Genomic DNA, 10,588 nt, shown 5'->3' with positions numbered 1-10,588 from the left:
GGGCGATGGCCACACGCTGCTGCTGGCCGCCGGAGAGCTGGGCGGGGTACTTGTCCGCCTGGGAGTCGATCCCGACCCGGCGGAGCAAGGCGTGAGCCTCCTCCTCGGCGTCCTTCGTGGACATGCCACGCACCTTCTTCGGCGCCAGGGTGACGTTGTCGAGGATCGTCATGTGACTGAAGAGATTGAACTGCTGGAAGCACATGCCGACCTCGGAGCGCAGCCGGGCAAGGTCCCTGCCCTCCTCCGGGAGGAGCACACCGTCAATGTAGATTTCACCGGTGTCGATGGTCTCCAGGCGGTTGATTGTGCGGCACAGGGTCGATTTGCCGGAGCCTGACGGACCGAGGAGAACGACGACCTGCCCCGCGGGGACATCAAGGTTGATGTCTGTCAGCGCGTGGTAGTCACCGAAGTACTTGTTCACCCCGGTGATGCGGATCATGCTGTTGGCATTCTCTGTTGCTGTCATGGATGTAGCTTACTGGTGCCGGCCCGGAATGTGATCGGGGGCACGACAATTAACGGCTGTGAAACACCGGACCGTCCTACGGTGAACCCTGCCGGGGCCCGTGTCTCCGACCGTTGGGGTCCCTGCGGCCCGCTGCACTAGAATGGTCCGTCGTGGTTGACTACCAGAACACTCCTACGCCAGTGACTCCGGCGGCCCCGCCTCCGCTGAGCCGCACCCGGACCTACGAGGTCCGGACCTTCGGCTGCCAGATGAACGTCCACGACTCCGAGCGTCTCGCCGGCCTGTTGGAGGACAGCAACTACGTCCCGGTGGGGGAGGGCGACACCCCGGACGTCATCGTCTTCAACACCTGTGCCGTCCGCGAGAATGCAGACAACCGGCTCTACGGTACCCTCGGGCAGCTGAGGAAGGTCAAGGATTCGCACCCGGGCCTGCAGATCGCCGTCGGTGGGTGCATGGCGCAGAAGGACCGGGACGCCGTCGTGGCCCGCGCCCCGTGGGTCGACGTCGTCTTCGGCACCCACAACATGGGCTCGTTGCCGACCCTGCTGTCGCGCAGCGCCCACAACGCACGTGCCGAGGTCGAGATCGTCGAAGCGCTCGAGCAGTTCCCCTCGGTCCTACCCGCCAAACGCGAGTCGGCCTATGCGGGTTGGGTGAGTGTCTCGGTGGGGTGCAACAACACCTGCACCTTCTGCATCGTCCCGTCGCTGCGGGGCAGGGAGCAGGACCGCCGACCGGGTGACATCCTCGCCGAGGTGAAGGCCCTGGTGGACCAGGGGGTGACCGAGGTGACTCTGCTCGGTCAGAACGTCAACGCGTACGGCGTGCACTTCGCCGACCCCGCCCTGGAGCGGGACCGCAGCGCATTCTCGAAGTTGCTGCGCGCGGCCGGGCAGATCGAGGGCCTGGAACGGCTGCGGTTCACCAGCCCGCACCCCGCCGAGTTCACCGACGACGTCATCGACGCCATGGCCGAGACCCCGGTCGTCTGCCCGCAGCTGCACATGCCGCTGCAGTCCGGCTCCGACAAGGTGCTCAAGGACATGCGCCGGTCCTACCGGTCGGGGAAGTTCCTCGGTATCCTCGACAAGGTCCGGGCGAAGCTGCCGGACGCGGCGATCACCACCGACATCATCGTCGGCTTCCCAGGGGAGACCGAGGGGGATTTCCAGGATACGCTGCGCGTCGTCGAGGCGTCACGCTTCACCAGTGCCTACACTTTCCAGTATTCGCCGCGTCCCGGCACCCCGGCCGCCGAGCTGGAGAACCAGGTGCCCAAGGCTGTTGTCCAGGACCGCTACGAGCGGCTCCTCGAGCTCCAGGAGCGGATCAGTGGTGAGGAGAACGCGAAGCAGATCGGCCGGACCGTCGAACTGCTCGTCCAGCACAATGGCGGACGAAAGAACGACCAGACCCGCCGGATGACCGGCCGCGCCCGTGACGGGCGCCTGGTCCACTTCGCTCCCGGTGACCTCGCGCCGCGGATCCGTCCCGGAGACGTGGTCGAGGTGACCGTCACCGGATCGGCTCCGCACTTCCTCATCGCCGATGACGGTGTGGGATCACACCGGCGGACCCGGGCCGGGGACATGGCGGAGGTCGGTGCCACCCCGACCACCGCCCCGGTGGGGGTGGGACTCGGTCTACCGACGATCGGGGTGTCTCCGGTCGCGGTCAAGGGTACCGTCGGGGATGCCTGCTGTTCAACCGATGAAGGAGCCTGCGGCTGTGAGTGATGAGACGAAGGAACCGGTGTCGACCGGGCCTGCGGAGGGACGACTGTCCTTGGCGGAGCGGCAGCGCCGCCGTACCGAGGCGATCAATGCGAGGGTGGACGATCTCGCCGAGGAGGCGGGTGGTGACCTCGCACGCGCCGAGCGCCGCGCCGCCGGCACGATCATCCTCGGGGCTGCGACGACACCGCTCCTCATCGGGATCCTCCTCGTCGTGGCCGCACTGTTCCTGCCTCACTCCGGCGAGGTCCGCGGCTTTGACGTGCTGCTGTTCACCGAACGCTCCGACCGGTTTCTCACGACCATGCCGGAACGGATCTTCGTCTGGCTCGCTTTCGTCGGTGGCATCCTGCTGACGGTGGCCACTCTCATCTCGAAGGCGACGATCGTCGGTTGGGCGAACTGGGTGGTCTCCGGGATCGGGGTGTTCTACTGTTTCCTCGCCGTGGGGATGCGCAACACCCGGGGCCCCGACGAGCCGGGGAGGGGACCGGGCATCGGCCTGTGGCTCGCGGGGCTGGGTCTGCTCGTCATAGTCGTTGCACTGTCCACCAGGATCTTCCGACGGACTGCGGTGCAGGCTGCGATCAACGCGCGCCGACGCGCTGCGGCGGACCGGGATGAGGCCTCACAGGCGGCCCAGCAGCGGCTGCGGGTCGGTATGGCGGCCGTGCCACGTACGGTCGACGTCGATGACCGTCGCGCGCGGGCCACCGCCCGTCGACGGGCCCGCGAGGAACGGCTGGGGGAGACGGCCGGAAGGACGCCGGGGGAGGACGGGCCCGACAACGGCTGATGCCCCGGCGGTGTCAGTCGTTCACGGCACCTGCTGCGGTATCCGCCCACTCCGCCCACTGTGCGGCCTGCTCGCGCAGTTCGGCGGCCTTCGCGGAATCACCGGCGGCCTGTGCCGCCTCAGCGGAGGTGGTGAGGTCGGTGACCTTCGCCCGGAACTGGTCGACGCGGGCCTGTGCCTCGGGGTCGGTGGCCTTCCACTGTGCGTCGGCGTAGTCGGTGACCCGCGATTCCAGTGCGCCGATCTTCGCGTCGAACTCGGCGACCCGGCTGCGCGGCACATAACCGATCGAGTCCCACTTCTCCTCGAGCTCCCGGAGCAGCTCCCGGGCACGGTCCAGGCCGGTCGTCGGATCGATACGGGAATCGTACTCGTCCAGCAGCGCCTGCCTGGCCCTCGCGTTGTCCGCGAACTCCGCGTCCCGGCGTTCGTTGGCGGCCTTCCGGGCGTCGAAGAACCGGTCCTGTGCGGCACGGAACCGTGCCCAGAGCCGGTCGTCCTCGACGCGGTGGGCCCGTCCGGCGGCCTTCCACTCGGTCATCAGATCGCGGTAGATGCGGGCCGTCTCTCCCCAGTCGGTGGAGTTCTGCACGGCTTCGGCGCGGGCGACGATGTCCTCCTTGATCCGACGGACCCGGTCGCGCGCGCGGTCGAGGTCGTCGAAGTGGGCCGTGCGGCGCTCATGGAATCCGTGTCGTGCAGCCCGGAACCGCTCCCACAGGTCATCATCGGCCGACCGAGTGGTGCGGGGCAGTGCCTTCCACTCGTCGAGGATGGCGTGGAGCCGGTCGCCGGCGGATCGCCAGTCGGTGTCCGCAGCCGAGCCCAGTGCCGCCACCTCGGCGATGAGCTCAGCCTTGCGGTCCCCGGCGGCGTCCCTGCGGGCCTGCTCCTTCTCCGCCTCCTGCCGTGCGACGACATCCGCACGGTCGATCAGTGAGGCCAGCTGGCGGTCAAGTTCGCCGAGGTCACCGACAACCGCCGCAGTCGACAAGGACTCACGGAGCGCGGTGGCGTCCTGACGAAGTCGGGCTGCTTCGGCGGGGTGACTGTTCAGCCGGGTGGTCAGCAGCCGGACCTCGGCGGCGAGATCGGTGAACCGGCGGCCGTAATGTGCCAGCCCCTCATCGGGGGAGCCGGCCTGCCACTCACCGACGCGACGTTCGCCCCCGGCGGTCCGTACCCACACAACATTGTCCGCGTCGATCCGTCCGAAGCGAGACGGCACGTCCGGTTCCGCCGACGCATCGGAGGATACCGGAACTACTGTGGGGGCCCGACGGACGGACCCCGCCTGAGCACCGGGCATGGCGCCTGGAGTGGGTCGCGGTCCGGGTTTCGGAGTGGTCATGGTGAAGAACCTCCACGTGCGTGATGTCGGGATGTGTCGGGATCCGGCCGGGCTGTCACCGCCTGTACCGGCGGACCGCAGTCGGTCGGACTCGATTATGTCAGAGCACCGAAAGGACCCGGCGGGCCGGGTTCGTCGCCCGGTTTGTACAGTCGGTGGCATGGTCCCCCCCGTCCCCGCCTCCCCACCCCGCCCGGTCGCGGTCGTCGGCCCCACCGGGGCCGGCAAGTCCGAGATCTCCCTCGCGTTGGCTCAGTCACTGGACGGAGAGATCGTCAACATCGATTCGATGCAGCTCTACCGCGGCATGGACATCGGCACCGCCAAGGTTCCCCCGGCCGGGCGTCGGGGTATCCCACACCACCTCTTCGACATCCTGGACGTCACGGACACCGCCTCCGTCGCCGCGTACCGGGACGCCGCAGTCGCTGTTGTCGATGACATCCGGGACCGGGGACACACCCCTGTCGTCGTCGGCGGTTCCATGATGTACGTGCAGGCGTTGTTCGATGCCTGGGACCTGCCACCGACCGATCCGCGGGTGCGCGCGCGGTGGGAGGCGGAACTGGAGCGCGTCGGGGTGGAGGTGCTGCACGATGAACTGGCCCGGCGGGACCCGGTGGCCGCACGGGTCATCGAGCGTCGCGATCCACGGCGCACCGTCCGCGCGCTGGAGGTCATTGAACTCACCGGGCGGCCTTTCGCAGCCTCGCAGCCGCCGAAGGACCGGCCCACCCGGTGGAACGCCCTGTTGCTCGGGCTACGGGCGGACGCGGCGTGGCTCAACCCGCGTCTCGAGGCACGTGTCGCGTCGATGGTGGACGCCGGCCTGCTCGACGAGGTCCGTGGACTGGTGGAACGGGGGCTGCGCCGTGACTCCACCGCCGGTCAGGCCATCGGCTACGCCCAGATGCTCGACCACCTGGCAGGACAGGTGACTCTCGACCGGGCGGTGGAGTCCACCGTCACGGGCACCCGGCGTTACGCGAAGCGTCAGCGCGCCTGGTTCCGTCGCGATCCCCGCATCCGGTGGATCGACGCGTCCGGGCCTGATCCGTCAGGAGAGGCGTTACAGACGGTCACGGAGGTCGGGCAGGTCACAGGGGAGACCGGGCGGTAGGATCGGCGGCATGAGCGCACTCGACTTCCTCAAGGGTCACGGTACCGGCAACGACTTCGTCATCCTGCCGGACACCGCGGCGGTCCTGGACCTCACCCCCGGGCTGGTCCGTGGTCTCGCGGACCGGCACCGGGGGATCGGTGGCGACGGCGTGATCCGGATCGCCACCACCGGTGCACTCGTGGCGGCCGGTGTCATCGACGGGGCCCCGGCGGGGGTGGACGACAGCGACTGGTTCATGGACTACCGCAACGCCGACGGTTCTGTGGCGGAGATGTGCGGTAACGGGGTGCGCGTCTTCGGCCATGTGCTCCACGACCTCGGCCTCGTCGACGGTGACCACGTCGTCATCGGCACCAGGGCCGGGCGCCGAGAACTCACCGTGCACGCGGTCACCGGGTCCACCGCAGATGTCAGCGTGGACATGGGTACCCCGGTCCTGCTGGGGGAGTCCACCGCCACGCTGGCCGGCCGTACCTACCGGGGCGCCGGGGTGGACATGGGTAACCCGCACCTGGCCTGCGTGGTCCCGGGAATGACCCCGGAGGAGTTGGCGACGCTGCCGGTCCAGGTACCCCCGGAGTGGGACGTCACGTTCTTCCCCGCCGGGGTGAATCTCGAGCTCGTCACACCACCGGTGGACGGGGTGGTGAGCATGAGGGTCCACGAGCGGGGTGTGGGGGAGACACTGTCCTGCGGGACGGGGACCGTCGCCGCCGCCGTGGCCGCGCTGCGGTCGGTGGGGGGGGACACCGGGGTGGTGCAGGTCCGTGTCCCCGGTGGTGAGGTGCGGGTGACGGTCACCGATCAGGGCTCGGAGCTGCGTGGCCCCTCACAGCTGCTGTTCGGGGGGACGGTGGAGACCTCCGATCTCCCGGATCCCCCTCTCAGCTGAGGTCGGGGGTCCCGGATTCGCGACGGGCCTGGCTCCACAGGGAGTCGAGGCAAGCAGCCCGTCTGTCGGTGTCATTGAGCAGCGCGGTCAATGCGGCGACGGTTGTCGTGGTGTGGACCTTCGACGGCAGCCCGCGGAGGAACGTCTCTGCGGACCGGGCGGCGTCGTGGAACCGGCGCACGCTGTCCACCCCGCAGTCGGGGTTGAGCAGTCGGGGTCGGTGCCGGGTCCGGTCCCGGACATGCTCGGGGGCGGCGGAATGGTGGAACTCGTGCCACTGGTCCAGGGTGCGCGAGATATCGGACGCGGAATGCTCGATCGAATGACGCAGGGCCCGGAGCTCCCGGTCGGAGTCCCGACGGAAGACGGCGAAGGCGGTCACGACGACCAGGGTGACTCCGGTGATCACCCCCGGATACCCGAAACCGGCGCTGAGCAGTAGCGCCGTGACCACCGCTCCGACCGAGACGAGAACAGTGGCGAATCGGCCACCTCTAGCCACACGAACCCCCGCAGCCGCCCCCGCAACCGTCGCCGCAGCCGCCACCGCAGGATGCCGGATCCACCGCAGACAGGGTGAACTGGACGTCCCCGGACAGTATCGTGCCCGGCGTGGGGATATCGGCCTCGGTGGAGTCCGGTGCCGCGGGGACGACGACGGTGAAGTCGAAGGGCGCGGTCACCGTGCAGACCCAGAAGGGTTGACCGGTCAGAGCGGTCGTCCGGCGCTCGGCGGCGGCGACCTCGACGGTGACGTGGGCGCCGGCGTGCGGTGCCACAGCACCGGAATTCAGGGACCGCGCACCGGTGGACTCGACCTGGCCGACCGTGAGGATGCCGGCCCTGGCAGCTTCCTCGCGGGTGCGGTAGACGCCCACCTGGGCGGCCAGGGCGGTGAGCTCGACCGGCTGGTACCGCAGCTCACCGTCGTCCGCGAGCATCGGACCCTGTGCGACGGTCGCGGTGACGGTCGCCAGCACCGGTGCCTCCCGGGCACTGATCTGCAGCAGCGGGGAGTCGGCGACGACGTCGACGAGGCCGATGATGTCGTTGACCATGGTCAGGTGGGCGCTGGTCCGGCTGCCGCCGCTGAAGCTGGCGAAGGAACCGTACGGGGGGACTGCGAGAATGACCAGGCGGGCGCCGCTCGGGTCATCGTACTGGAGCACCTGACCGTCCCGGACTTCCCCTGTGACCCGCAGTGCCCCGGAGCCGTAGGCGGCCTCCAGCGCGTCCTGCCAACGGGCGAAGTCCAGCCCCACACTTCTCAGTTCCGGAATCATGGTTGACATACTATCCCCGCGTGGGCCGGATCGACGACCGGGCTGCGTCACCCCCGGAGGTTCCGTGCCAAGATGGAGGGTAATGAACGAGATCAACCGTACCGACGGTACTGAACCCACGACGACATCGACCGCAACCCCGACGGTCGGTGATCTTGACCTGGAGCAGCGGTCGAGCCTGCGTCGTCTCACCCGGGGCAGCCACGACCACACGACCGAGCAGTCTGACGGCTACGACGTGGAGTACCGGCGTCTACGCCTGGAAAGGGTGGTGCTGGTCGGTGTGTGGACCGAGGGCACGGTCGAGCAGGTCGAGGCCCGGCTGGCCGAGCTCTCCGCCTTGGCGGAGACCGCCGGCTCCGAGGTTGTCGACATGCTCTACCAACGGCGTGACAAGCCCGATTCCGGCACCTACATAGGTTCCGGCAAAGTGGAGGAACTCCGTCAGGTCGTCGTCGAGACCGGGGCAGATACGGTCGTCGCCGACGGTGAACTCAGCCCCGGCCAGATGATCGCCCTGGAAAAACTCCTTGATGTCAAGGTCATCGACCGGACCATGCTGATCCTGGACATCTTCGCACAGCACGCGAAGTCCCGGGAAGGCAAGGCGCAGGTCCAGCTTGCCCAGTTGGAGTACCTCATCACCCGTGTGCGGGGTTGGGGCGGTGCCCTGTCCCGTCAGGCCGGTGGCCGGGCCGGATCCAATGGTGGTGTGGGCCTGCGCGGGCCCGGTGAGACGAAGATCGAGGCCGACCGTCAGCGGATCCGCAACGACATGGCGAAGCTGCGCCGCGAGATCACCGGGATGAAGAAGGCCCGTGACATCAAGCGCCGGCAGCGGGACTCCTCCGCGGTCGCCCAGGTCGCCATCGCCGGATACACCAACGCCGGGAAGTCTTCGCTGCTCAACGCGTTGACCGGAGCGGGTGTCCTCGTGGAGGACGCCTTGTTCGCCACCCTGGACCCGACAACCCGGCGCGCCGAACTGGCCGACGGGCGGGCCGTGGTCTTCTCCGACACCGTCGGGTTCATCCGGTTCCTTCCGACCCAGCTCGTCGAGGCGTTCCGCTCCACCCTCGAGGAGGTCATGGCAGCCGACGTGGTGCTCCACGTCGTCGACGGCTCCGACCCGTTCCCGATGGAGCAGATCGCCGCAGTCAACCGGGTGATCGGGGAGATCGCCGCGGAGACCGGAGAGGACGCTCCGCCGGAGATCCTCGTGGTCAACAAGGTCGACGCCGCTGATCCGCTGGTCCTGGCAGACCTGCGTAACCGCCTCGATGACGTGGTCTTCGTCTCCGCGTCGACCGGGGAGGGCATTCCGGAGCTGGAGAGCCGGCTGGAACTGTTCCTCAACTCGATGGACACCCGGGTGACACTGTCGGTGCCGTTCTCCCGCGGTGACGTCGTATCCCGCGTCCATGACCTCGGTACGGTGCTGTGCGAGGAGTACACGGGCGACGGCACCGTGTTGGATGTCCGTCTGCCGAAGGTGCTGGCAGCCGAACTCGCCGGCTTCGTGGTGCAGTCCTAGACTGTCGTGCGTGACTGAATCACGAGAGAATCCCCCGGGGGACGCCCCTGCCCGGAGACCTGTCTGGACCCTGCACGGGGATGGACGTCATGTCCGTCCCGGCGCGGTTGTCGCCCCCGACGAGCGGCTGAGCTGGCCCCGGACCGTCGGTATCGGTATGCAGCATGTCATCGCGATGTTCGGGTCCACTCTGCTGGTCCCGACGATCACCGGCTTCCCGGTGAACACGACCCTGCTCTTCTCGGGCGTGGGTACGATGATCTTCCTGCTGGTGACCCGCAACAAGGTGCCGTCCTACCTCGGCAGTTCTTTTGCTTTCATCGCCCCGCTCGCGGCGTCCCAGGCGGACGGTTTCCCCGCGCAGCTCGGCGGCATCGTCGTCGTCGGAGTGGTCCTGTTCCTCGTCGGACTGCTGGTGCAGGCTGCGGGGCGACGGGTCATCGACGCAGTGATGCCTCCGGCGGTCACCGGTGCAATCGTCGCGATGATCGGCCTTAACCTCGCCCCCAACGCCGCCGGGAACTTCGCTGGGCAGCCGCTCGTCGCTGCAGTCACCCTCGCCGCGGTGCTGCTGTTCACCGTCGCCGGTCGTGGCATGGTGGGGCGCCTCGGTATCCTGTTCGGCGTCGTCATCGGCTGGGCCTTCGCCGTCATGACCGGAAATCTCGCCGACGGGGCGGGCGACGCGGTCCGGGAGGCGGACTGGGTCGGCCTGCCGAAGTTCGAGTCCCCGGAGTTCCAGCTCAACGCGATACTGCTGACCATCCCGGTCATTGTGGTGCTCATCGCGGAGAATGTCGGCCATGTCAAGGCTGTGGCCGGGATGACCGGTCGGGATCTGGATGACCGGCAGGGTGCGGCGCTGATGGCGGACGGCGTGGCGACCGCTCTGGCCGGTGGCTTCGGTGGCTCCGGAACGACGACCTACGCCGAGAACATCGGCGTCATGGCCGCGACCCGGGTCTATTCGACGGCGGCCTACTGGGTGGCCGCGGTCACCGCCGCCGCACTCGCGTTCGTCCCGAAGTTCGGGGCGGTCATCCAGACCATCCCCACCGGGGTCCTCGGTGGAGCGGCGATGGTGCTTTACGGGATGATCGGGCTACTCGGCGTCCGCATCTGGCAGGAGAACAAGGTCAACCTCGCACATCCGCTGAACCTCACCACCGCGTCGGTGGCGATGATCGCCGGCATCGGCAACCTCACCCTGACTTTCGGTGACCTCTCCCTCGAGGGCATCGCCTGGGGCTCGGTCGGCATCATTGTCGGATTCCCACTGCTGCGCTGGCTCTTCGAGAACGTCGGTGAGGGACGGGACACCAGGGTCCGGGGATACACCCTCGAAGGGTGATCTCCCGCTCCGGGTGTCACCGGGGACGGTCGTTCGGTGACCGCGGG

Annotated in this window: 10 protein-coding genes; 6 read left to right on the top strand and 4 right to left on the bottom strand. The window is 68.5% G+C overall.

All coding sequences use genetic code 11. The features are described 5' to 3' along the window. On the bottom strand, positions 1-445 hold a 445-nt coding region (locus QZV72_RS02680), incomplete at its 3' end, for an amino acid ABC transporter ATP-binding protein (RefSeq protein ID WP_297004927.1). Between the two features lie 209 nt (positions 446-654). Between QZV72_RS02680 and miaB the strand changes: the two genes are divergently transcribed. Continuing rightward, on the top strand, positions 655-2,214 hold the full coding sequence (miaB, locus tag QZV72_RS02675; RefSeq protein ID WP_297004923.1) for a tRNA (N6-isopentenyl adenosine(37)-C2)-methylthiotransferase MiaB: 1,560 nt from the start codon (positions 655-657) through the stop codon (positions 2,212-2,214). Continuing rightward, positions 2,207-3,007, top strand: a complete 801-nt coding sequence (locus QZV72_RS02670) for a hypothetical protein (RefSeq protein WP_297004921.1) — start codon at positions 2,207-2,209, stop codon at positions 3,005-3,007. Before miaB ends, QZV72_RS02670 begins: the two co-directional genes overlap by 8 nt. A 13-nt stretch (positions 3,008-3,020) precedes the next feature. Here QZV72_RS02670 and QZV72_RS02665 read toward each other — a convergent pair whose 3' ends face one another. Further along, a complete protein-coding gene (locus QZV72_RS02665; RefSeq protein WP_297004918.1) occupies positions 3,021-4,358 on the bottom strand; it encodes a DUF349 domain-containing protein in 1,338 nt (445 codons plus the stop codon). A 160-nt stretch (positions 4,359-4,518) separates the two neighbouring features. On the opposite strand from QZV72_RS02665, the gene miaA reads away from it, so the two are divergent. Together miaA and dapF are read left to right on the top strand one after the other, a co-directional pair. Further along, positions 4,519-5,478: a tRNA (adenosine(37)-N6)-dimethylallyltransferase MiaA gene (miaA, locus tag QZV72_RS02660; protein WP_297004915.1), complete on the top strand. Its 960-nt coding sequence runs from the start codon at positions 4,519-4,521 to the stop codon at positions 5,476-5,478. A 10-nt stretch (positions 5,479-5,488) separates the two neighbouring features. Beyond that, a complete protein-coding gene (gene dapF, locus QZV72_RS02655) occupies positions 5,489-6,373 on the top strand; it encodes a diaminopimelate epimerase (protein ID WP_297004913.1) in 885 nt (294 codons plus the stop codon). On the opposite strand, the gene QZV72_RS02650 is transcribed toward dapF, so the two are convergent. After that, positions 6,366-6,875 (bottom strand): hypothetical protein, encoded by a 510-nt coding sequence (locus QZV72_RS02650; protein ID WP_297004911.1) that lies wholly within the window; start codon positions 6,873-6,875, stop codon positions 6,366-6,368. The genes dapF and QZV72_RS02650 overlap by 8 nt on opposite strands. Continuing rightward, a complete protein-coding gene (locus tag QZV72_RS02645) occupies positions 6,868-7,656 on the bottom strand; it encodes a hypothetical protein (RefSeq protein ID WP_297004909.1) in 789 nt (262 codons plus the stop codon). The genes QZV72_RS02650 and QZV72_RS02645 overlap by 8 nt, the downstream gene beginning before the upstream one ends. Before the next feature lie 82 nt (positions 7,657-7,738). Between QZV72_RS02645 and hflX the strand changes: the two genes are divergently transcribed. Both hflX and QZV72_RS02635 read left to right on the top strand, forming a co-directional pair. Next, positions 7,739-9,190, top strand: coding sequence for a GTPase HflX (hflX, locus tag QZV72_RS02640; protein ID WP_297004908.1), 1,452 nt, complete (start codon positions 7,739-7,741; stop codon positions 9,188-9,190). Between the two features lie 10 nt (positions 9,191-9,200). Beyond that, positions 9,201-10,541 (top strand): uracil-xanthine permease family protein, encoded by a 1,341-nt coding sequence (locus QZV72_RS02635; protein WP_297004905.1) that lies wholly within the window; start codon positions 9,201-9,203, stop codon positions 10,539-10,541. Positions 10,542-10,588 lie beyond the last annotated feature (47 nt).

Source organism: uncultured Corynebacterium sp. (assembly GCF_902782855.1).
GTDB lineage: Bacteria > Actinomycetota > Actinomycetes > Mycobacteriales > Mycobacteriaceae > Corynebacterium.
This window is presented reverse-complemented; position numbering and strand designations above follow the sequence as displayed.

Bases quoted from the DNA above. Each gene is read 5' to 3' on its own strand.
- QZV72_RS02665 (WP_297004918.1), bottom strand. From the start codon at position 4,358: ATGACCACTCCGAAACCCGGACCGCGACCCACTCCAGGCGCCATGCCC.
- miaA (WP_297004915.1), top strand. From the start codon at position 4,519: ATGGTCCCCCCCGTCCCCGCCTCCCCACCCCGCCCGGTCGCGGTCGTC.
- dapF (WP_297004913.1), top strand. From the start codon at position 5,489: ATGAGCGCACTCGACTTCCTCAAGGGTCACGGTACCGGCAACGACTTC.
- QZV72_RS02645 (WP_297004909.1), bottom strand. From the start codon at position 7,656: ATGATTCCGGAACTGAGAAGTGTGGGGCTGGACTTCGCCCGTTGGCAG.
- hflX (WP_297004908.1), top strand. From the start codon at position 7,739: ATGAACGAGATCAACCGTACCGACGGTACTGAACCCACGACGACATCG.